The sequence below is a fragment of the Streptomyces sp. CLV115 genome, from assembly GCF_038448545.1.
GTDB lineage: Bacteria > Actinomycetota > Actinomycetes > Streptomycetales > Streptomycetaceae > Streptomyces > Streptomyces sanglieri.
The window spans coordinates 15,697-37,471 of record NZ_JBCEWQ010000081.1 but is presented as its reverse complement, the minus strand read 5'-3'; the positions used below and the strand labels follow the sequence as shown (position 1 = coordinate 37,471).

The 21,775-nt window shown below is 70.0% G+C and carries 22 protein-coding genes; 10 read left to right on the top strand and 12 right to left on the bottom strand.

Annotation, left to right across the window (positions count from 1 at the left end; all coding sequences use genetic code 11):
- The first annotated feature begins 184 nt into the window (after positions 1 to 184).
- Entirely contained in the window at positions 185 to 895 is a 711-nt protein-coding gene (locus AADR41_RS25515; protein WP_342283732.1) for a PspA/IM30 family protein, read from the top strand.
- Positions 896 to 927: 32 nt separating this feature from the next.
- On the opposite strand, the gene AADR41_RS25510 is transcribed toward AADR41_RS25515, so the two are convergent.
- From AADR41_RS25510 to AADR41_RS25485, 6 genes are all read right to left on the bottom strand, one after another.
- A complete protein-coding gene (locus AADR41_RS25510; protein WP_342283736.1) occupies positions 928 to 3,459 on the bottom strand; it encodes a SpoIIE family protein phosphatase in 2,532 nt (843 codons plus the stop codon).
- Positions 3,460 to 3,650: 191 nt separating this feature from the next.
- Positions 3,651 to 4,079 (bottom strand): ATP-binding protein, encoded by a 429-nt coding sequence (locus AADR41_RS25505; RefSeq protein WP_342283731.1) that lies wholly within the window; start codon positions 4,077 to 4,079, stop codon positions 3,651 to 3,653.
- A gap of 325 nt (positions 4,080 to 4,404) precedes the next feature.
- The gene (locus AADR41_RS25500; protein ID WP_342283729.1) at positions 4,405 to 4,806 is read right to left on the bottom strand and encodes an NUDIX hydrolase; all 402 of its coding nucleotides are present in this window, start codon (positions 4,804 to 4,806) and stop codon (positions 4,405 to 4,407) included.
- Between the two features lie 227 nt (positions 4,807 to 5,033).
- Complete coding sequence (locus AADR41_RS25495) at positions 5,034 to 5,234, bottom strand: SPOR domain-containing protein (protein WP_259933541.1); 201 nt, start codon at positions 5,232 to 5,234, stop codon at positions 5,034 to 5,036.
- A 485-nt stretch (positions 5,235 to 5,719) separates the two neighbouring features.
- Positions 5,720 to 6,472: a GntR family transcriptional regulator gene (locus AADR41_RS25490; protein WP_342283728.1), complete on the bottom strand. Its 753-nt coding sequence runs from the start codon at positions 6,470 to 6,472 to the stop codon at positions 5,720 to 5,722.
- A gap of 344 nt (positions 6,473 to 6,816) precedes the next feature.
- A complete protein-coding gene (locus AADR41_RS25485; RefSeq protein WP_342283727.1) occupies positions 6,817 to 8,400 on the bottom strand; it encodes a S8 family peptidase in 1,584 nt (527 codons plus the stop codon).
- 232 nt (positions 8,401 to 8,632) lie between these two features.
- Between AADR41_RS25485 and AADR41_RS25480 the strand changes: the two genes are divergently transcribed.
- Positions 8,633 to 9,730, top strand: a complete 1,098-nt coding sequence (locus AADR41_RS25480) for a threonine synthase (RefSeq protein WP_342283726.1) — start codon at positions 8,633 to 8,635, stop codon at positions 9,728 to 9,730.
- 103 nt (positions 9,731 to 9,833) lie between these two features.
- Positions 9,834 to 12,464 carry a discoidin domain-containing protein gene (locus AADR41_RS25475; RefSeq protein WP_342283725.1) on the top strand — a complete coding sequence of 877 codons (2,631 nt, stop codon included), beginning with the start codon at positions 9,834 to 9,836 and terminating at the stop codon, positions 12,462 to 12,464.
- Between the two features lie 135 nt (positions 12,465 to 12,599).
- Here AADR41_RS25475 and AADR41_RS25470 read toward each other — a convergent pair whose 3' ends face one another.
- Entirely contained in the window at positions 12,600 to 12,782 is a 183-nt protein-coding gene (locus AADR41_RS25470; RefSeq protein ID WP_266688849.1) for a hypothetical protein, read from the bottom strand.
- A 355-nt stretch (positions 12,783 to 13,137) separates the two neighbouring features.
- On the bottom strand, positions 13,138 to 14,025 hold the full coding sequence (locus AADR41_RS25465; protein ID WP_342283724.1) for a peptidoglycan recognition protein family protein: 888 nt from the start codon (positions 14,023 to 14,025) through the stop codon (positions 13,138 to 13,140).
- A gap of 401 nt (positions 14,026 to 14,426) precedes the next feature.
- Here AADR41_RS25465 and AADR41_RS25460 point away from each other — a divergent pair, with 401 nt between their 5' ends.
- Positions 14,427 to 14,813, top strand: coding sequence for a CPCC family cysteine-rich protein (locus tag AADR41_RS25460; RefSeq protein WP_342283723.1), 387 nt, complete (start codon positions 14,427 to 14,429; stop codon positions 14,811 to 14,813).
- Between the two features lie 94 nt (positions 14,814 to 14,907).
- Here the strand turns inward: AADR41_RS25460 and AADR41_RS25455 are convergent, their stop codons facing one another.
- The gene (locus tag AADR41_RS25455; protein ID WP_342283722.1) at positions 14,908 to 15,663 is read right to left on the bottom strand and encodes an AraC family transcriptional regulator; all 756 of its coding nucleotides are present in this window, start codon (positions 15,661 to 15,663) and stop codon (positions 14,908 to 14,910) included.
- A 55-nt stretch (positions 15,664 to 15,718) separates the two neighbouring features.
- Here AADR41_RS25455 and AADR41_RS25450 point away from each other — a divergent pair, with 55 nt between their 5' ends.
- On the top strand, positions 15,719 to 16,303 hold the full coding sequence (locus tag AADR41_RS25450) for a class I SAM-dependent methyltransferase (RefSeq protein WP_342283721.1): 585 nt from the start codon (positions 15,719 to 15,721) through the stop codon (positions 16,301 to 16,303).
- Here AADR41_RS25450 and AADR41_RS25445 read toward each other — a convergent pair.
- Entirely contained in the window at positions 16,282 to 16,926 is a 645-nt protein-coding gene (locus AADR41_RS25445) for a TetR/AcrR family transcriptional regulator (RefSeq protein ID WP_342283720.1), read from the bottom strand. The genes AADR41_RS25450 and AADR41_RS25445 overlap by 22 nt on opposite strands.
- 409 nt (positions 16,927 to 17,335) lie before the next feature.
- Here AADR41_RS25445 and AADR41_RS25440 point away from each other — a divergent pair, with 409 nt between their 5' ends.
- From AADR41_RS25440 to AADR41_RS25425, 4 genes are all read left to right on the top strand, one after another.
- The gene (locus AADR41_RS25440) at positions 17,336 to 17,812 is read left to right on the top strand and encodes a hypothetical protein (RefSeq protein ID WP_342283719.1); all 477 of its coding nucleotides are present in this window, start codon (positions 17,336 to 17,338) and stop codon (positions 17,810 to 17,812) included.
- The gene (locus AADR41_RS25435; protein WP_342283718.1) at positions 17,809 to 18,438 is read left to right on the top strand and encodes an NAD(P)-binding domain-containing protein; all 630 of its coding nucleotides are present in this window, start codon (positions 17,809 to 17,811) and stop codon (positions 18,436 to 18,438) included. The genes AADR41_RS25440 and AADR41_RS25435 overlap by 4 nt, the downstream gene beginning before the upstream one ends.
- Positions 18,439 to 18,557: 119 nt before the next feature.
- Positions 18,558 to 19,064 carry a DUF2004 domain-containing protein gene (locus AADR41_RS25430; RefSeq protein WP_342283717.1) on the top strand — a complete coding sequence of 169 codons (507 nt, stop codon included), beginning with the start codon at positions 18,558 to 18,560 and terminating at the stop codon, positions 19,062 to 19,064.
- Positions 19,065 to 19,432: 368 nt separating this feature from the next.
- Complete coding sequence (locus AADR41_RS25425) at positions 19,433 to 20,182, top strand: tyrosine-type recombinase/integrase (RefSeq protein WP_342283735.1); 750 nt, start codon at positions 19,433 to 19,435, stop codon at positions 20,180 to 20,182.
- A 143-nt stretch (positions 20,183 to 20,325) separates the two neighbouring features.
- Here AADR41_RS25425 and AADR41_RS25420 read toward each other — a convergent pair whose 3' ends face one another.
- Positions 20,326 to 20,685 carry an ATP-binding protein gene (locus tag AADR41_RS25420; RefSeq protein ID WP_342283734.1) on the bottom strand — a complete coding sequence of 120 codons (360 nt, stop codon included), beginning with the start codon at positions 20,683 to 20,685 and terminating at the stop codon, positions 20,326 to 20,328.
- Between the two features lie 284 nt (positions 20,686 to 20,969).
- Between AADR41_RS25420 and AADR41_RS25415 the strand changes: the two genes are divergently transcribed.
- Positions 20,970 to 21,203, top strand: a complete 234-nt coding sequence (locus AADR41_RS25415) for a winged helix-turn-helix domain-containing protein (RefSeq protein ID WP_342283716.1) — start codon at positions 20,970 to 20,972, stop codon at positions 21,201 to 21,203.
- A 60-nt stretch (positions 21,204 to 21,263) separates the two neighbouring features.
- Here AADR41_RS25415 and AADR41_RS25410 read toward each other — a convergent pair whose 3' ends face one another.
- A complete protein-coding gene (locus tag AADR41_RS25410) occupies positions 21,264 to 21,596 on the bottom strand; it encodes a histone-like nucleoid-structuring protein Lsr2 (protein ID WP_342283715.1) in 333 nt (110 codons plus the stop codon).
- Between the last annotated feature and the right edge of the window lie 179 nt (positions 21,597 to 21,775).

The window sequence follows — 21,775 nt, the reverse complement described above, 5'->3', positions numbered from 1 at the left end:
GGGCACGGAGGGACCGCCGGGCCGGGCAGCTTCGGCGGCGGGGAGACCCGCGGCCGGCGCGGGGGCGGCGGCCGTTTCTGAGCCGGCCGCGGGGGCGGCGGCACAAGACCTCGCTCGCAGCTTCACTCACGGCTTCATCAGCAGGGATTCACCCGGAGAACCGCACTCGCACAAGGAGAGGTCCATGACCAAACAGACCATTCTCGGCCGCGTCACCCAGCTGGCGAAGGCCAACATCAACGCGCTGCTCGACCAGGCCGAGGATCCGCAGAAGATGCTGGACCAGCTGATCCGCGAGTACACGGCCAACATCTCGGAGGCCGAGCAGGCGGTCGCCACGACCATCGGCAATCTGCGGCTGATGGAGCAGGACCACCGGGAGGACGTGGACGCGGCGAAGGAGTGGGGCGGCAAGGCGCTCGCCGCGAGCCGCAAGGCCGACGAGCTGCGGGCGGCCGGGTCGGCGGCGGAGGCGGACAAGTTCGACAACCTGGCCAAGGTGGCGCTGGGCCGTCAGCTGCGTTCGGAGAACGAGGCGAGGGCGGCGGAGCCGACCATCGCCGCACAGACCGAGGTGGTGGACCGGCTGAAGTCGGGCCTGGACCAGATGAAGACCAAGCTGTCGGAGCTGAAGGCCAAGCGGGACGAGCTGGTGGCCCGCGCCAAGTCCGCCGAGGCGCAGAACCGGATGATGGACTCCGTGAAGAGCATCGACGTGCTCGACCCGACCAGTGAGCTCAGCCGGTTCGAGGACAAGGTGCGGCGCGAGGAGGCGAAGGCGCTGGGCAAGCAGGAGCTGGCCGCTTCGTCCCTGGACGCCCAGTTCGAGCAGCTGGACAGCCTGGGCGACAGCGCCGAGGTCGAGGCCCGGCTGGCCGCGCTGAAGTCGGCCTGACCCCTGTCGTCGCCGGGTCCGGTGCGGGCCGGTCAGTACATGCTCAGCAGCTGGTCGACCGAGAGCTCGGCGGCCGGCTCGCCGTCGGGCAGGGCCAGTTCGAACCAGACCGTCTTGCCGCGCGGCGTCCTCCTCGATCCCCAGGCCACGCTCAGCAGCCCGACCAGCTGGAGCCCGCGCCCGCCCTCGTCGGTGTCGCGGGCCCGCCGTCGCCGGGGCTGGACGAGCCCGGCGTCCCACACCTCGCAGACGAGGGTGCGGTCGCGCAGCAGCCTGAGCCTGATCTCGCCCTCCCCGTACCGCAGGGCGTTGGTGACCAGTTCGCTGACCAGCAGTTCGGTGGTGTCCACCAGATCGTCCAGGCCCCAGGCGAGCAGCCGGCCGCGGGCCAGTTCGCGGGCGCGGCCCACGGAGCGGGGTTCGCGGGGCAGCACCCAGTCGCCGACCGCACCGGCCGGCAGTCCCTGGATACGGGCCACCAGCAGGGCGATGTCGTCCTCGCCGTGTCCGGTGTCGAGGGTGGTCAGTACGTGGTCGCAGACGTCCTCGATCGGCCGTTCCGGTTCGACGAGCGCCGCGCGCAGGGCCCGGAGCCCTTCGTCGAGCGGGTGGTCGCGCGACTCGACGAGACCGTCCGTGTAGAGGGCGAGCAGGGAGCCCTCCTTCAGCTCGACCTCGACCTCCTCGAAGGGTTCGCCGCCGACGCCGAGCGGCATGCCGGGCGGCACGTCGAGCAGCAGGGCTGCCTCGCCCGGTTCGACGACGGCGGGTGGGAGGTGGCCCGCGTTGGCGAAGGTGCAGCGCCGGGTGACCGGGTCGTAGACCGCGTACACGCAGGTCGCCAGGTAGACCTCGGAGAGGTCCGCCTCCCGGGACTTGTGGGCGGCCCGGGAGGGCCACTGGGCGCCGCCGCCGGAGGCGTTGGAGCCGCCGGGGGTGCCGAGTCCGCGGGCGACCTCGTCGAGCGCGGAGAGCACCTCGGCGGGTTCCAGGTCCAGCAGGGCCAGGGTCCTTACGGCAGTGCGCAGTTCGCCCATGGCGACGGCGGCCCGCAGCCCGCGGCCCATGACGTCGCCGACGACGAGAGCGGTGCGGTGGCCGGGGAGTTCGATCACGTCGAACCAGTCGCCGCCCACCTCGGTGGCCGTGTTGCCGGGGAGGTAGCGGCAGGCGATGTCGAGGCCGGCGGCCACCGGGTCGCCGGGCGGCAGCAGGCTGCGCTGGAGGATCAGCGCGCGTTCGTGCTCGCGCCGGTAGAGGCGGGCGTTGTCGATGCAGACCGCGGCGCGGGCGGCGAGTTCGGTGGCCAGGGCCCGGTCCCGCTCGCCGAAGGGTTCGCTGCCCTTGGTGCGGGAGAACTGCACGAGACCGACCACCGTGTCGTGGGCGACCATCGGCACGGCGAGCGTGGACTGCACGAAGCCCCGGTCGTCGCCGGGCACGTCCTCGACGTGGCCGGTGCGCAGCGCGACGGCGCACGGCGAGTTGAACGAGAAGCGGTGTACGGAGCCGAGCTCGGGCGAACCGGTCTCCGCGGCGGTGTCGGGCAGGACGTCCGCCACCGCGCTGGCCAGCGCGACGCGGCGCAGTTCGGCGGAACCGCCGACGGATTCCTGGCGGAGCGAGTCCCAGCTGCCGGGCGGCGCGTCGTCGCCGGTGAGCAGCCCCTGGTAGAGGTCGACGGAGGCGAGGTCGCAGAAGCCGGGCACGGCGACGTCGAGGAGTTCGCGGGCGGTGGTCTCCAGGTCCAGGGAGTTGCCGATCCGGGCGCCGGCCTCGTTGAGCAGCGCGAGGTTGCGGCGGGCGCTGGCGGCCTCGCGGGCGGCGATGTGCCTGCGGGTGACGTCGGTGGCCAGTCCGGCGACGCCGATGGGGCGACCGGATCCGCTGTGCACGCGGTAGAGGTTCATGGACCAGTGGCGGCTGCCGGGTTCGCCGGGTGCGGTGCCGACGAGCCGGAGATCGGTGACGGACGTTCCGGTCGCCAGTACGCGTTCGATGGTGGCGGTGAGCCGGTCGGCCTCGGGGCCGGAGAGATAGTCCTCGACGGTGCGGCCGCGGTGGTCCTCGGCCCGGCCGCCGAAGACGGTGGCGAAGCGCTGGTTTGCGCGGATCACCGCGAGGTCGGTACCGAACAGCACGAAGCCGAAGGGAGATTGGCCAAATATTGCCTGCGACGCGGCAAGGTCCGTCTCGATGTGACGCAGTGCCCGGACGTCCACGACGATGCAGAGCGCGGCCCGTTCCCCCCTGGCCGTCTCGCTCGGCATCACATAGATCTCGGCGAGTCCCCGCACCGCCCCCTCGCCGGGTATCCGGAAGGGGACGAGGCCCGTCCACTCCCGGCCGTCGAGGATCTCGCCGACCGTGCGACGGCCGTCCGTGCGCAGTTCGGCGGGCATGAATGCCTCGACCGGGTCCATGCCCACCGCTTTGTCCGCGGCAATGCCGAAGAGGCCGGCGGCCCGGCGGCTCCACTGCTCGATCAGGCCATCGGGGCCGATCGAGAACGAGGCGACCCTGATGTAGTCGTAGATCGAGCCAGGCGGGCTGCTCTGCCACACGATGTCGCCCGCTGTCCCAGGTATTTCGCTCACGCGACCGTCCCCTCCAGCTCACACACCGGACCGGTCATGCCCGCAGTATTCAGCACTCCGGCCCCAACCGACACGGCGTTCACGATCACAGCACGGTCTCAGTCCCTTTCAGCCAGCTTCTGGCCGACCAAGTGATCGCGGTCCGTCCCACCCCACTCCTAACCAGGCAGGGCCAGCTCGAACCACACGGTCTTGCCGGTCTTTCCGCGCCGGGTCCCCCAGCGGCGGGCGGAACACGCCACCAGCTGCAGCCCCCTGCCCCCTTCGTCCTCCGGTCCCGCCATACGTTCGGTGGGCGGATCCGGAAGCGGATCGGAGACTTCCACGAGCAGTCCGGGACGGGCGGAAGGGCCGTCACCGTTGGGATGAGGGCGCACCAGGCGCACGCCGATGGGCCCCGATGTATAGCGCATCGAGTTGGTGACCAACTCGCTGACCAGCAGAACTGTCACATCCCCGACCGCGGCGTCGAGCCCCCAGGCGCTCAACGCCCCATGGACCGCATGCCGCGCGGATCGCACGGCGCCCGGCTCAGCCGGAAAGGTCCACTCGGCGCAGTCGCCTTCACTGTCGATCACGCCGATCACTTCCCAAGACCCGCAGCGGGGAACACCCTGTTCACAAGGGCTATTCAGCACATACCCGATAATTGGGTTGAACTATCGCCAGGATCGACACGTGGGGCGTACGGGTGTACGGCCGCGCGCACGAACAGATGTGCCCGGGTAGAAGGGGCGCACGACGCGGCGCTCACGCGCTGCCGCCTTGGCGCCTGCCCCGGTCGACCACCCCCGGCGCCGCCGCGTACCGGCCAACTCCCGCACGGTTTCCGCCCTGTTCGGACCGCCGGCGTGGACGGCGGGGCGGGGTGGCGGACGGCGGGGCGGGACGGGGCGGCGCGGCACGGACGGCTCAGGCCAGCGTGCCCGAGGCCTTGAGGTCGTCGAAGAGCAGTTGGTCGACCGGTGGGACGAGCGGCCGATCGGCGTAGGAGAACCACGCCATCTCCTCGATCTCACTGCTGACGGTCAGCGTCCCCCGGTACTCGCCGGCGTAACAGCTCATGCGCACGACCACGCCGCCCGGATGGCCGTGCGCCTGCGCCTCGTACGTACCCATGTGGGACACCGTCGCGGGGAGGATGGCCACGGCCAGCTCCTCCTCGACCTCGCGCAGCAGGGTCTGCAGGTCGGTCTCCCGGCCCTCCCGCTTGCCACCGGGGATGTAGAAGACGTCCTTCCCTCTCGGCCGCGCGCAGAGAATCCTGCCGTTCTCCACCCGCACCCATGCCACCGTGTCGATCAGGACCGACATCACTCCGCCTTCGTTCATCCGCAACCCGGTCGGACCGACCCTAGCCGGGCGGTGGGCGCGGGCGGTGGGCGCGGGCGGTGGGCGCGGGCAGCGCACACAGGCAGCGAAGGCGGACGGCGCACGCGGACGGCGAGCGACTGGCGCGGCCGGCGGCCGGTGAACGCGGGCACGGGCACGCGCCGGAGCGCGATCACCGCCCCGCCACGCTCCTCGCGCTCGCGCTCGCGCTACGGACGGGTGCTCTGCCCGACGCGCTCCACCCAGTAGAGCTGCTTGTGGCCGTGCTCATCGAGCTTGTCGGCGATCTTCTGCGCCTCGCCCTGCGTGGCGTATCTGCCGACGCGATAGCGATTGCCGTTGTCGTCCTGCCTTATCACCAGCCACGGGAGCACGGCACCGCTGTCGCTCATCGTGTCCCTCCCGAGCATTGCGCCCCTCCCTCGAACGGCGTGCACGTCACTAAAGATCCCCAGGAAACCGCAGTACGCATATGCCCGAGCGTACGCCTGACCTTTACTCAACGGATACGTAATTACACAAAGAGATACGGATCCGGCCTACAAGAGGGGGCGCACCCGGCTGGATGCGCCCCTCTTTGCGCCCCTGGCGCCCACCGGCCACTCCGGGCCACCGCCGGTCCCGAGCCACCGCCCGCGCCGAATGCCGGAGGCCCGCCCGGTGCACCGGCCGGGCCTCGCTTCCACCTTCCGGCGCCCGGACGCGCGCACGGCACCGCGCACGGGCACGCGCACGGGCCGGGGAAAGGAAGGATCGGGACATGACAATCACATGGCAGTCACATCACATGGCGGCCGAAGGGCCGGCGATCACTCCCCGGTCACGGGATCCGGCCGGACACCTGCCCGGTGTCCGGCCCGATGGACCGCGCCGGGCGCCGCCCGTCGCGCACCGCTCACCTGACCGGAAGGTGGTAGGCGACCCGGTAGCGATCGGCGGGCACCACCACGTCCGCCGTCTCGACCGGGCGGCCCGACGCGAAGTACGTCCGCTCGATCACCATCACCACGTGCCCCGGCACGCCGCCGAGCGCCAGGAGCTCCTCCGCCAGCCCCGGACGCGCGCCGACCTGCTCGGCCACGTTGTCCACGACGACGTCGATCGCGGCCATCCGCTCGACCACCCCGCACCCGCCCAACGGGCCCTCCTCCGGCAGCATCACCGGCGTACGCCCCGTCACGGCGAGCGGCTCCCAGGAGGTGGAGAGCATCATCGGCTCACCGGCCTCGCGGAAGGTGTACCTCGTCCGCATCACCCGGTCGCCCGGCTCGATGGCCAGGCGCTCGGCGATCTCGGCACTCGCCCCCTCCTGTTCGCTGCGGGACTCCCACGTCCCGTGCACCCCCTCCGCCGTCTGCTCCTGGCGGAACGGACTGGCGCCGGCCGCGGACCGGTAGCCGGAGCGGGCGATCCGGCGCGGGACCGGGCGCTCGCGCACATAGGTGCCGGAACCGGAACGCCCCTCCACCAGCCCCTCGGCCATCAGCACCTTCCGCGCCTCCAGCGCGACGGTGTCCGAGACTCCGTACTCCTCGCGGATACGGGCCTGCGAAGGCAGGCGCGTATGCGGCGGCAGCGAACCGTTGACGATCTTCTCTCGCAGATCGCTTGCAACACGCAAATACGCGGGCTGCTCACCGAAAGTCACAGGCCACTCCCAACAGGTTGACAGTCTGCAACAGCCTGACAACCGTCGGTTGTGAACCGCAAGCACAGGCCAAAGATTCACTCGAAGTGATGATTCGGCCTGCCCTTACGCATATCCGGCCAGCGGCCACCAGAGGGTTCTCAGCTCTTCTCACGCCTCCTCCCCGCGTCCGGTTCACCGCAACCGCGTCCGTCTTCTCCTGCATGAACCCGCACACGGAGGCGCTCGCACGAGAACACCGGAATGGGGCGGCCGCCGAAGCAGCCGCCCCACTTGCCGGCGCGTCAATTGTTCGGCGCGTCAGGGACGTACGGTTCCCGCCGGCCCATCGGCCGGCCGGTCCGTCAGAACTGCAGGCCCCAGGAGTTGATCTTCCCGGTGTCCGCCGCCGCGTTGTCCGCGACCCGCAGCTTCCACGTGCCGTTGGCCACCTCCGACGAGGCGTCCACGGTGTAGGTGGTGTTCACGTTGTCGGTGCTGCCGCCGCTCCCGGAGGCCTTCAGGCCGTAGACCGAACCGTCGGGCGCGACCAGGTCGATCTTCAGGTCACCGATGTAGGTGTGCGCGATGTCGACGGACACGCTCAGCGTGGCCGGAGCGTTGCCGGTGACACCGCTGACGGTGATCGGCGACTCGACGGTGGCGTTGTCGGCGATGGTGTAGCCCGTCGTGCTCTCGAACTTCTTGCCCGGCGGCGTGGTGGTGCCGGCGCCGACGTTCAGCAGGCGGTTCGGCGAGCCCGTGCCCGGGCCGGTCACCACTCCGGTGCTGGCCGCGGCGACCAGTCCGGCGGAGACCTGTGCCGGGCTGTCGCTCGGGTGCTCGGCCAGGTAGAGGGCCGCGGCACCCGCTACGTGCGGGGTCGCCATCGACGTGCCGGAGATGGTGTTGGTGGCGCTGTCACCGGTGTTCCACGCCGAGGTGATCGACGAGCCGGGGCCGAAGATGTCCAGCACGCTGCCGTAGTTGGAGAAGCTGGAGCGGGCGTCGGTGCTGGTGGTGGAGCCGACCGTGATGGCCTCGGTGACCCGCGCCGGGGACTTCGTGGAGGCGTCGGTGGACTCGTTGCCCGCAGCGACGGCGTAGGTGATGCCGGACGCGATGGACTTGCGCACGGCGGCGTCGAGCACCGAGTCCGCCCCGCCGCCCAGGCTCATGTTGGCCACCGCGGGCTTGACGGCGTTCGCCGTCACCCAGTCGATGCCCGCGACGACCTGCTCGGTCGTGCCGGAGCCGCTGTCGTCGAGGACCCGGACGGCGACGATCTTCGCCTTCTTGGCGACGCCGTACGCCGAACCGGCGACAGTGCCCGCCACGTGCGTGCCGTGGCCGTAGCCGTCGTCCGCGGTGTTGTCGTTGTCGATGGCGTCGTAGCCGTAGGAGGCCCGGCCGCCGAAGTCGCTGTGGGTGATCCGCACACCGGTGTCGATGATGTACGCGGTCACACCCTCGCCCCCGTTGTCGGGGTAGGTGTAACTCTGGTTCAGCGGAAGGGACTTCTGGTCGATCCGGTCGAGTCCCCAGGAGGGCGGCGAGGGCTGGGTGCCGGTGACCCTGAAGGTCCGGTTCTGCACGACGGACTTGACGGCCGGGTCCGCGGCGAACTTCTTGGCCTGCGCGGCGGAGAGCTCGACCGAGTAGCCGTTGAGGGCGGCGCGGTAGGTCTTCTTGATCTTGGCGCCGTACTCCTTGGCGAGCGCCTTGCCCTGCGCGGAGCCGGCCCTGGCCGCCGAGTCTTCCAGCGTGACGATGTAGCTGCCGCCGATGGTGCCCGGGGCGCCCGCGTTCTCGATCCGGCCTTCCGCCGCGGTCCCGGACGCGGAGGCGGGGAGCACCGCCGCGGTGGAGAGCGCGAGGGCGGCACCGGCTATGACACTCGCCGCGGCGAGTCTTCGACGCGTGTGGGGGGTGCGACGCAGCACTGACATGTGGGGGGCCTCCTCGATTGCGGTGCACTGGTGGGGGGTTGCACACGGAGTAGAGACGGAACGGATCGAAGCGGAACAGCATGGGCATGACAAGACACTGCCGCGAGTTCCGCACCACCCGCTCCCTGCCGACAGCGAAAGATTGACCGATACATGGGAATCACACAAGGGTCCGATGGGCTCCGCAATACCTTCGCCACGGGTCTGCCACGTGCCTGACATGCTGACGGGCATGCCCGCATACATCTGCCCGCAGGACGGCACCCGCGCCGACACCACCGCTCTCACCTGGTGCTGCCCGGTCTGCCGGGGCCCCTGGGACCTCGAATTCGAAGCGGCCGACGCGCTCCGCCTCAACTCCCTGACCGGTCGCGTCAATTCACTGTGGCGTTACAAAGAGGTGCTGCCGCTCTCCTCGCCCACGACCACCCTCGGCGAGGGCCGCACCCCGCTCGTCCCGGTCACCGGCACGGTCTCGGCCAAGCTCGACTTCCTGATGCCGACGCTCTCCTTCAAGGACCGCGGCGCCGTGATGCTCGCCGAGCTGGCCCGCCGGCTGTCGCCCGAGCGCGTCGTCGCGGACAGCAGCGGCAACGCGGGCACGGCCGTCGCCGCGTACTGCGCCCGTGCCTCGCTCCCCTGCACGGTGTACGTCCCCGAGGGCACGTCCCCGAAGAAGACCGAGCAGATCCGGGCGCACGGCGCGCACCTGGAGACCGTCCCCGGCGACCGCGAGGCCACCGCGGCCGCCGCCCGCGCCGCCGCCGACGTCCCCGGCACCTTCTACGCCTCGCACGTCTTCAACCCGTACTTCCTGCACGGCACGAAGACATACGTGTACGAGCTGTGGGAGGACCTCGGCGGCCGTCTCCCGGACGCCGTCGCCGTACCGGTCGGCAACGGCACCCTGCTCCTCGGTGCGGCCCTGGCCACCGCCGAGCTCCACGCCCGGGGGCTGATCGACCGGCGCCCGGCGCTGATCGCCGTGCAGGCCGAGAACGTCTCGCCGCTGGCCGCCGCCTTCCGCGCGGGCGCCGAGGACCTGTTGCCCGACGGCCCGACGGGCGCCGCCACCACCCTCGCCGAGGGCATCGCCATCCCGCGACCGCCGCGCGCCCGCGCCATTCTGGCGGCGGTCCGGGAGTCGGGCGGCACCTTCCTCACGGTGACCGAGGATCAGATCCGTGCCGCGCAGCTCGATCTGGCGGCGCGCGGGTTCTACGTGGAGACGACGGGCGTCGCCTGCTGGGCCGCGGTCGGCGGCTGGACGGACCGGAGTGTCGTCGTCCCGCTGTGCGGCGCGGGCCTCAAGACCGGCCTCGCGGCCTGAGGGAAGGCGCCCACCGGCGTCCGCCGGCGTCCGCCGCCCCGTCAGCCCTTCACCCCGCGCGCCGCGCACCCCCGCGCGGCGCGCGCGTCCCTACCTTCGTACGGTGAGCCTCTCGCGCCTCGTTCTCCTCACGTCCCTCACGTCCCTGGTCGCGGGCGCCCTGCTCGCCCCTACGGCCCCCGTCCCGTACGCGGCGCCTCCTGCGACGGCGGCGCCTCCCTCCGCGACGACCGCCTGCGGCCGGGACACCGATCCCGCCTGGGCGCCGACGTCCACCCGGTACGGCGAGGCGGCCGGTTACGACGCCTACACCGGCAACGGGTACCTGGGCCACCGGGTGCCCCCGGCGGGCGGCGGATACGCGGCGTCGGGCGAGAAGACCGGCTGGCCGCTGTTCACCCCGCGCTACGACGGCGCGTTCGTCTCCGGCCTGTTCGGGCGCGAGAAGGACCTCGCCGGTGGCCGGGAGGTGATCGCCGCGCTGCCGAGCTGGACCGCTCTCGACGTGCGTGTCGGCGCCGAGACCTACGGCGCCGGCACGCCAGCGGGCCGGATCTCGCGCTACCGCCAGACGCTCTTCCTGCGCTGTGGACTGGTGCGTACGTCGCTGCGGTGGACCACGGCCGACGGCCACGCGACCGACTTGACGTACGAGGTGCTCACCGACCGGTCCGATGTGCACACGGGCGCCGTGCGGCTGCGCATGACACCGCACTGGAACGGCACCGCGACCGTCACCGGCCGGCTCGACCCGAAGGGCGCACGCCGGATCGCCCTCGCCGACGACGGTACGTTCCGCACCCGGGGCACCGGGACCGAGGGCGCGATCGTCCAGGAGTTGCGCACCGGAGGGCCGGGGACCGGGGCGCCGGTCGCGCCACGGAGCACGCGCCGGGTGCGTGACGGGCGCACGTACACCTTCGAGAAATACGTCGGCATCGACACCGCGCTCACTTCCGCCGCCCCGCGCACCACCGCCCGCGAAGCCGCCCGGCGCGCGGCAGGGCGCGGCTGGTCCCGGGTCCTCGCGGCGAACAACGCGGCCTGGCGGCGGGCCTGGGCGGCCGACATCGCCGTACCGGACCGTCCCGAACTGCAGAAGTGGCTGCGGGCGGCGCAGTACGGACTGCTGGCCTCCACCCGGACCGGATCCCGCGACAGCATCGCACCGGTCGGTCTGACCAGCGACAACTACGCCGGCATGGTGTTCTGGGACGCCGAGACCTGGATGTACCCGGCGCTGCTGGCCACCCGTCCCGAGCTGGCCCGCCCGGTCGTCGAGTACCGCTACCGCACCCGCGAGGCCGCCCGCACCAACGCCCGGAAGCTGGGGTTCCGGGGCCTGTTCTACCCGTGGACGAGCGCGAGCAGCGGCGATCTGTGGTCCGAGTGCCAGAGCTGGAACCCGCCGCACTGCGTCACCCAGAACCATCTCCAGGGCGATGTCTCGCTGGCCGTCTGGCAGTACTACCTGGCGACCGGGGACCACGAGTGGCTGGCCGGGCACGGCTGGCCGCTGCTGAAGGGGATCGCCGACTTCTGGGCCTCGCGGGCCACCGCCAACGACGACGGCAGCTACTCGGTGAAGGAGGTCGCGGGCCCCGACGAGTACAGCAACGGCGTCACCGACGGGGTCTTCACCAACGCGGTCGCGGCCACCGCCCTGCGCAACGCCACCCGCGCCGCGCAACTGCTCGGACACACCGCACCGGTCGAGTGGAAGCGGGTGGCGGACGGCCTGCGCATCCCGTACGACCCGAAGCGGAAACTCTTCCTCCAGTACGCGGGCTACAACGGCTCGACGATCAAGCAGGCCGACACGGTGCTGCTGATCTACCCGCTGGAGTGGCCGATGGAGCCGGGCGCGGCCGCCGCCACGCTCGACTTCTACGCGGCGCACACCGACCCGGACGGCCCGGCCATGACCGACTCGGTCCACGCGATCGACGCGGCCACGATCGGAGAGCCCGGCTGCGCGACGTACACCTATCTCCAGCGCGCCGTACGCCCGTTCACGCGCGGGCCGTACGCCTTGTTCAGCGAGGCCCGGGGCGCGAAGTCGGGCGCCCAGGACCCGCTTTCGGGCTTCCCCGCCGAGGACTTCCTCACCGGGAAGGGCGGGTTGCTCCAGGTCTTCACGCACGGCCTGACGGGACTGCGGCTGCGGGAGGACGGGGTGCTTCTGGATCCGATGCTGCCGCCGCAGCTGGGCAGCGGCGTCACACTGACGGGCCTGCGTCACCGGGGCCGTACGTACGACCTCGCGATCGGCCCCCGGACGACGACGGTCCGGCTGATCTCCGGTGCCCCCTTCACCGTCCACTCCCCCGCCGGTCCCCGCCTGCTCACCGGCACGCTCACGCTCCCCACCCGCCGCCCGGACCTCGCCGCGACCACCGACGCGGCCCGCTGCCGCCCGGCGACGGCGACATCGGAGTCCCCCGGCCTGTACGCGGCGGCGGCGGTGGACGGCAGTCCGGCCACCTCCTGGTCCCCGGACGGCGCGACGGGCGCACTGACGGTGGACCTGGGACGTGCGGCCGCGGTGACATCGGCCGAGCCGGACTGGTCGGACGTGCGCCCGTCCTCGTACCGCCTGGAGACATCGTCCGACGGCACGCACTGGCAGCCGTACCGGGCGGGCCTGGTGGCCCGGTCGGTACGGCTGACGGTCGAGTCGGAGGACCCGAAGAAGCCCGTTGGTGTAAGGGAGTTGAGGGTCACTCAGCCGTGATCGCGCCCGCTGGGCCATGCCGGGCGTGCGACGCCATGGGCGTACGCACTACGGGCGCTCGACCCACGGGCGCACTCACTACGGGCGCACGACCCGCGGGCGCAGGGCTCACGAACGCACGGAGCGTGCGCGGTCTCAGCCGCGGGCGCGGAGCCTGCTGCCGAAGCCGTAGTAGAGGCCGAGCAGCACACCGCCCACCGCCGCGACGATCCCCGTCGCCCTGCCGGAGCCGAGGGCCCCGGTGAGGACGACGGCCGCCGCGTACACGCTGGGCAGCCACCAGTTGAAGCCGGATCTCGCGGCCGGGCGCCGTTCCATGATTCCCCCTGATCGACAGTGGCAGGCCGCGTGGGCGCGGCCGGGCGATGCCGATCATGCCATCCGGCCCCGTCGGCGGAACAGCCTCCGGGAGGAGGACCGGAAGAGGACTGACGGAGTCCGGTACCACGTGAACGCGTGAACATCCCACCGGGCCCTCGCCGCACGCCCCGGCCGGACCGGGAACGCATGGCGCGGCCCTGCATGTGGAGGGGCACCCTGGGCGGCGACTTCGGTCCGGAGGAACCGGCCTGCTCGGCTGGGTACTCGGCGGGGCACTCGGCCCGGGCGATCACCCTGCCCGGCAACCAGGGCCGAGACCGGCCCAGCCGCCCCGTCACCCACCGCAGACCCGTCACCCACCGCCGCGACGAGCACTCCCCGGGCTCACGGCCAACCGGGTGCCGGACGGTGTGCGCGGGGACAACCTGCCCTGAAGGCTCGCCGCGAGGGTCCGGATGGCGGGCAGCCGCGCGAACAGCGCCTCGCCGGGGCAGTTGGTGGCGAAGCCGTCGCGGTGGCCGGAGACGGCGTCGAACTCGGCCGAAGTGCCCTTGGCGTAACGGCTCTTGCCGTTGGTGGAGGTGAGCCGCACCTTGCCCGCGGGATCGACGCCGCCCATTCCGAGCTTCCAGGCCGCGAGGGCCGCGATCGCGTGCTCCATCGCCGCGGGTACCGGTGTCCCCGGCCCGAAGGTGCCGATGGCCGCGATCCCGGTGGTGCCCTGGTTGAACCCGAGGGTGTGGGAGCCGACGACCGGACGGTCGGCACCGCCGGCGCGGCCTTCGTAGATGGTGCCGCACTTGTCGACGAGGAAGTTGTAGCCGAGATCCCCCCAACTCCGGTCACGCGTCTGGCCCGTGTACAGATTGCGCAGAGTACGGGGGACGTCGGCGCAGTCGTAGCCGTTGGGGGTGTCGGTGTGATGGATGAAGACCGCCCTGACCCCTCCCGCGTAGTGCGCGTGGGTGTCCCGCTTGGTCTCGTCGGCCCGCCACTGCGCCCGCGGGACGATGGCGGGCCGGGGCGCCACCCGGGGCAGCGCCACCGACGCCGCCCCGAGCGCCGGAAACGGGGACGCCGCATCGGCCGGCCGCGCGGCCGCTTCGGGCCGCCATACGGAGAGCGGCCCTTCCGGGGTCGTATCGCGAACGGCCCGGGCCGCCGTCACTCCGGCGGGGGCCGCGAGGAGGGGAAGCGCTATGGGAACGGTGGTCCACAGCGCTATTCGGTACAGACGCACAGGAAAAACCTTCTTCGTCTTTCGCCGGGATGACGACGGGAGCGCGTATGCCCACAGCTTTGCGGCGCCGGATTCGCCGCGCGCGCCGGATTAGTGCAGACAGGCGAGCACCACGACTCCCCGATCGACGGACACGAAGAGCGACGAAAAGGCGAAGAGGCCGCCGGCCACCGCGACCGCCGCCGGCTCTCGACAGATCTCACAAGAACTCCACGACCTGGCGATTAATGGTCGACACGCCTCACCTCCCCGGGCTTTCGCGTGACCGCCCGCAGAGCACGCACCCCCGCGAACGTCACCCACCGTCACCGAGCGTTCGGCATCCGGGCGGGCGCGCATCGATCCCTCCGCGGCCCGGAAATCCCTGGCCCCGGTACTGCTCCACCGACGAGACTGCGCGGATGAGCCGCCGCTGTCCGTGTCCTTGCTGCGGGCATCTCGTTCTGGACGAGATGCCCGGCTCGCACTCGATCTGCCCCGTCTGCTTCTGGGAGGACGACGCCATCCAGTTCCGGTGGCCCACCATGCCCGGCGGGGCGAACCAGATCTCCCTGATCGAGGCCCAGCACAACTACCGGGACTTCGGCGCCTGCGACCGGCACGGCCGGCGGTTCGTCCGTCCTCCTGCGCCCGACGAACCGCTCGACCCGGCCTGGCGCCCGATCGACCCCGCGCTCGACTCGTTCGAGGACTGGAGAGCGGAAGGCCGCGCGCCATGGCCGGAGGACCGATCGGCGCTGTGCTGGTGGCTGCCCGGCTTCTGGCGACGGGAGCCCCCGGCGCCATGACCGGCCGCGGCGACCGGGCCACCGGTACGCCGGCGCACTGGGGCCGCCGAGGCACCGGTACGCCGGCGGACCGGTGCCTCGGCGGGACGGCCCCCTACCGGCGCGCGCCGAAGTACGCGCCCGGGGTGGTGCCGGTCTCGCGTCGGAATGCCGCGACGAACGCGCTGACCGTCTCGTAGCCGACTGCGCGCGACACCCGATGGAGCGGCTCGCCGGCGGCCAGGGCGGGCAGTGCCGCCTGCAGGCGGACGAGGGTGCGCCAGCGGCCGAAGGACATGCCGGTGTCGGCCAGGAACAGTCTGGCGAGCGTGCGCCCGGAAGTACCGACCCGGCGCCCCCACGCTTCCACCGCGAGCGCACAGGCAGGATCGTCGAGCAGTTCCCCGGCGACCTGACGGGCGCGTGGGTCCGTGGGGAGCGGGGCCTCAAGAGCGGTGGCCGTCACCGGCCGGAGCAGATCGAGGAGCACCGTCTCACCGTGCGCCCGGCGCCCGGAGTCGAGCTCCGGATCGTCCAGGTAGCCGATCAACTCGGCCAGCAGCGGCGTGACCCGGGTCGGCCGGACCGTGTCCCACTGCCCCGGGTCGGCAGGCGGCGACATCGGCAGATAGAGCGAGGTCATTGTGGTGTGACCGGCGGAGACGACCTCGTGCGGCACTCCGGACGGGATCCACAGGGCGCGTGTGGTGGGCAGTACCCACCGCCGGGAATGCACGTCGACCGTCAGGGTGCCGTGGGAGGCCCAGGCCAGCTGATGTGTCGGGTGGGTGTGCTGGGTGAACCGCGTTCCCGGCGGCATGGGGAACGTCCCGATGGAGACCAGCGCATCGCCCTGTCCGTTTCCCGACATGGTTTGGAAGGTTACGTCCTTCTGGGCAGCGACAGCCCTCTCTAGCGTTGTCGTCATGAACACCGACCACGCTGAACTGTGCGCGAGCCCGGAGTGGGCCGCCCATCTCCATGACGAGGTACTGCCGCTGGCCGTCGCGCGTGCCGATCTCGGGAAGGAACTGCTGGAGGTCGGCCCCGGTCCGGGAGCGGCGACCGAATGGCTGCGGACCAAGGTCGACCGCCTGGTGGCCGTGGAGATCGAGGCCGAGGCGGCGTCGCTGCTGGCCGACCGGTTCTCCGGGACGAACGTGGAAGTCCACCGGGGCAGCGGCACCGCGCTGGAGTTCGCGGACGATTCCTTCGACTCGGCGGCGTCGTTCACGATGCTGCACCACGTACCGACAACGGCTCTCCAGAACACCCTCCTCGCGGAAATCCTCCGGGTGCTCAGGCCGGGCGGTGTGCTCGTCGGGGCCGACAGTCTGCCGAGCCAGTCGCTGCACGCGTTCCACAAGGGCGACGTCTACAACCCGGTGGAGCCGGCCGCGCTCCTCGTGCGCCTTCAGACGTTGGGCTACGTGGACATCACGCTCTGCGTGGGCGACCGGCTGACGTTCTCCGCGCACAAGCCTCCCGCTCAGGACGAGCGGGCCGCCTGACCCCTGATCCCGGCGAGCACGATGTCGAGCATCCGGTCGAACTCCGCGACTGATCCGAAGTCGGCCCACCGGGGTGCGAGGGCGGCCATGCCCGGGTGCGTACCGGAGTCGAACTCGGGCACGGGAGCCGGCCCGTCGGGGCCGCCGCCGGTGCAGGCCAGCAAGTGCCCGTTGAGGAAGCCGAACAGCACCATCGGGGCGTCCGCCGCCACCCGCTCGGGCAGGCCGGCCGCACGCGTCGCCGCGACCAGGCTCTCCAGGGCGGAAATGGCCACCGGCGAGGTCTGCGCACGGGTGGCGAGCAGCGGGAACACCCGAGGGTGCCGGTACGCCATGTCCCGGTAGGAGTGGGCCGTCAGCCGGGCGACCTCCTCCCAGTCGCGCGGCGCGCCATCGGGGGCAGGCGCCACCACCTCGGTGAGCACGGCCTCGCAGATCACGTCCAGCAGTGCGGCCTTGCCCTTGACGTGGTGGTAGAGCGACATCGGATCGACCCCGAGCTCGTCGGCGAGTCGCCGTACCCCGAAACGCTCCAGGCCGTCGCGATCCACCAGCGCGACGGCCGCGGTCGCGATCCGCTCCCGGTCGAGCCCCGCCGAGGTGCCCCGTGCACGTCTGGCCACACCCACTCCTCCCTGCCCCTCCTGCTGCTTCGTGCTTCCTCTTGCCGGGCCCTCTTGCCGAGCCCCCTTGCCAAATCTACGCCGTAGAACTTAGCGTGCACAACGAAACCTACGCCGTAGGTTTTGAGCGGCTTGCCGAAGAGCACGGAGGAGAGAAACGCACGACATCACCGCCGTCGCTTGGGCGGAGGAAGGACACGCACGGCATCACCGCCGTCGCATACGCCCCCGCCGGGGCCTCGAATTCCCCCGCACAGCCCTGCCGGAGCAAGGGCCACCCGATGGACCTGACGCAACATCACACAACACAACGCAACACACCACGAAATGACAGGCCGCAACGCGCCATGCCGCGACGTGCCATCACATGACACAGACCGAGAGGACGCCGATGCCGAAGACAACCCACATGCGAGGGGCAATCGGCGCGTTGTACGCGGGACTTGGACTCACCGTCATCGCGACCGCCGCCCCGTACGCCGACCGCGCCACCACCCATCTGCTGGCCGACCACGTCCGAGCCGGATACCCGGCCTACTCCCAGGCCAGGGTGGACTCGGCCGTCAGCACCTACCTCGTCCTGCTGTCCGTCATCGGAGTGCTGGGCATTCTGGCCTGGTCCACGGCAACCTGGGCCGTCACGACGGGCAGGCGATGGGCCCGCCCCGCCTCGACCGCGCTGTTCGTGCTGGGCACAGGCACCGGGCTGATCGGGCTGCTCACCAGGGACACCTCCGGCTCGACCGGCCTGCCGCCGAGCCTGGGCTGGGCCGGGGTCGCCCCTTGTCTGGCCGGCGCCCTGGCCCTCACCCTGCTGTGGAGGAATCCGCGAGACCTCACGGGCGCGGGTCACGATCACCACACACCGGAGCGGACGGCACCGTGAAACGTATCGGCGTCATCGGAGTGGGAGAGATCGGCCGGGCCCTCGTGGAGGGCCTGTGCGACGCGGCCGGCCCGACGCCCGAGGTGTTCCTCTCGCCGCGCGGCGCCCGCACCGCCGCCGGACTCTCCGAGCGGTTCGACGGGGTACACGTCTGCGTCGACAACCAACAGGTCGTGGACCGCGCCGACTTGATCGTCGTCGCCGTACGCCGCCAGGACCGCCACGAGGCGCTGAACGGTCTGCGAGTGGACGGCGGCAAGGTGGTGGTCAACGTGATGGCCGGGGTCTCGAACGACGACCTGCGCGGCATGCTCGCCACCGACGCCCCGCTGGTCCGCGCCATCCCGCTGCCTTCCGTACGCGAACGCCGCTCCGTCACCGTGACGCACCCGGCGCACCCGGCCGCCGACCACGAAACCCCCGCGGGCAACAACGAACGCATCCGGACCACTTGGTTCGACCACACCAATGCCGCCACCCTCGACAACGCACTGGACGGCCTCCTCACCGACCTGCGGTCCCGGCAGGACCCGAGCACGGAACCTGCGGCAGAACAGAAGACAGAACAAGAGAAGACCCAGGAAGCCGACGCCGCACAGCGGCGGCGGCCACCGGCCAGGACCTGAGAATCAGGAGGGGCATTCGGCTCCGCCACGCGAAACGATCGGGCCGTATCGTGTGCCAGGGATGCTCACCGCTCCTCAAGCCGTACCGGTACCGTCCATCCATCGGAATGACAGGCCCCATGAAAAGCATCGATCACCCCTACTTCGGGCACCTTGAGGTTCCGTCGGCGGACGAGACGGACGTCATCTGGGAAGGCACGGCCTCGCTGGGAAGCAGCAAGGCCGAAGTCCGGCTGTGGGCCGACCCCAAGTCCGGGCTGGACGCGGACGAACTGGACGCCTTCGCGACGCGCCTGGCCCATCTGCCGGCTCTGGACACCGCGGCTCGGGCAGCGATCCGCGAGAACCTGCGGCAGGACCGGTACTTCATCGACCACCACGCCGACGAACTCGACGACGCCGAAGTGATCAAGCGCCTCATCCGGGATGCGAACGGCGCAGCGATCAGCGTCGACGCGTTCACCGCGGCCATGCACCCCGTCCATATCGGACTGTGGCACCTGACCGGGGAGGCCGAGGCCCGGATCGTCGTGGACTACACGATCGACGCCGAGACCAGTGACGAGCTCCTTGCCGTCAAGATGGCCGGCGACGGGACCGTGGCGTCCGTCGACTGGGAGAGCTGACCACGTCGGTCCTCCCCGACGGCAGCGACCATGCCAACAGCGCGGAGCACGGTGCGTGCGGCCCCTCGACACCGCACGCACCCCGGCCTCCTGGAGGACGCCGCCCCCGGGTCACACCGCAAAGCCGCCGTGCCCTGACGAGCCCTCCCACGACCCCGACACGGAAAGAGAACCAGGGGCCCGCCTCCGAAGAGCCGGACCCCTCCTGACCTGCATGCCTGCCAGATCAGCAACGTGCCGAAATGGCGCCTGCTAGACGTTGAAGCGGAACTCCACCACGTCGCCGTCCTGCATCAGAGGACTGTTGGAGTTCCCCTGGAACTTCTGACACTCCCCTCTGGTGCCTGGTCATCGGAGACACGGTGGACATGCAGAAGACTTGCCTTGAACTTGCGCTCGAAAGGCTGGCAGACAGGGCAATCAAAGAGAGCACGTATCGGGAGTACCTGGGGACTCTCCGTAACCTTGAGCTTGAGGACGTTCCTGCCGAGAAGGCAACCGTTCGGTACCTCTCCAACGTTCTCAGTGGTGTCCTTTCTCCGGGCACCCGTCGGAAGCACGCAATCAATCTCCGTGCTTGCCTCGGAGTGAAGGTTCCTTGCCCCCGTCCGGCACAGAAGCTCTATGACCTCCCGAGCATCGAGCAAATCCATGAGGCTTTCGGCAAGAGCCTCTATCGCACCTACGCCTTCTCGATGCTCTACGCGGGACTGCGTATCGGAGAAGCCTGTGTCTCTCAGCCCATCAAAGGCAACGTCATCACGGTTGACCGGCAGAGGCTTCCTGACGGCTCTATCGCCACTCCCAAGACTGCCGGGCCTGTCTATGTGCCTGAGTGGTTCGCAGAGGAGTACAGGGCCTTTGAGGCAACCAAGTCTCACAACACGGTCTATGTCGGCATGAGGCGTGCCGCAAAGAAGATTGGGTTGGACATCAACCCCCATCAGCTCAGGCACAAGTTCGCAACTGAGCTAGTCAGAGCGGGAGTTAGCCCGAACGTGCTGCAAAAGCAGATGCGGCACCACGACGTTGCCGTATCGCTGCGGTACTACGTCCAGACCCATGAGAGCGACATCAACGAGGGAGTCATGAAGGCGTTCGGCCAGCAACCGGCCTGAGAGCCCCTGAGAGTCCCTAGGAGACTTCCGGGGCATCCAGAGACCTAGGCAGCCTTACAGGCTCTCAGTCGGACGCACAGAGCCCCACAGGGGCAACACAGAGGCCCGGTACCGAAGTTGGTACCGGGCCTCTTGCTGTCTGGCTACTTGTGCAGTTCGAACCACACAGTCTTACCAGGGAGGTACCCGCCCTGCCCGTCAAGGAAGGAGCAGTGGTCATAGCCCCACTTGTCGGCAAGCAGGTGGACCAGGATTAATCCTCTGCCCGACTCTGACTCTGAGTCAGAGGGGGAAAGGTACGGAGCGTCAGGGGAATAGTCCCTAACCTCAACCCTCAGCCTGTCCTCATAGAGAATCCACCTTGTGTCAGTGAGTTTGTCCGGGGAAGGAATCCGAATGGCGTTGGTCAGCAACTCCATGAAGCACAGAGTTGCGTCCTCTTCAAAGTGAGAGGCATTCACCCTTGCCAGCCACTTACGGAAGACCTTTCGAGAGAGAGGCACTACAGAGGGCGTCTGAGTCCAACCCCATGCCTTGACCTCGGGAGTCGCATTGTTCCGTGCTGGTGCCTCAGTCACAGGCACCCCCGAGAAGTCTGGATATGCTGCACCTGTCTGCGCTCCTTATCAGCGTGGACCAGGGCCCGGACCGTTCGCGCGGTTGCGGGCCCACCTTGTTTCTGTGCAGCTCAGAGGCTACCGCTCCATACCGCCCCAGGGGACCCCATACGACCCCATGGGACCCTCCGGGGATGCTTGGCGCTGGTCACCGCCCTAGGTTCGCGAGCATGAGCGACAGCATCGGCTACGTGTACGTAGAGGTTGCCGACAGGGTTGAGGCGGACATCAGGGCCGGACGACTCCCCGTGGGCAGCAGGCTGCCGAACGAGCGGGACATGGGCGCTCAGTACGGCGTAGCCCATGGAACGGCCAGAAGGGCCGTACAAGAGCTGAGAGACAGAGGCTTGGTGAGGACCCTTCCCAACAAGGGAACCTTTGTGGTCAAGCCTCCAGAAGCCTAGAAACACAAGAAAGGCCCTAGGGATAGATTCCCTAGGGCCTCTCTGTTTGTCTGGGGAAAATCAGGCGTCTGCCGATTCGTTCTGTGCACGCTCATACTGAGCAATGACGCTGTGAGGCACGCGACCCTTGGCGTTGACCTCAATGCCGTTCTCCTGGGCCCAAGCACGAACCTTGGCAGGGTCAGGACCCGTGCTCTGTGCCGGAATGCTCACCTGCCCGGTAACCGTGGCTTCCTCAGCAACGTCAAGGTACGGAGAGAGCAGCTTGGCAAACTCCTCCTTCTCTGCCTCGGTCAGGTCAACGGTGTAGTTCTTGCCGTCAAAGGCGAACGACACAGAAGAAGCGTCCGGCTCTCCGGACAAGTCAGACTCGATGATGACGCGCTTTGCCACGTTCCCTCTCCCTTGTGTGCTGCGGGGGCAGAAGGTTACCAGAGCACCCCCGAGAGCAGCCCTAGAAAAACGTCTGAGCGCTTTGGAAATTACCCCGATAACCCGAGGCCGGCTGATAATTCCAGGGTTATTCAATAAGTCTCCGATAACCGTTACTAGACCGTGACACAAAGACTGAT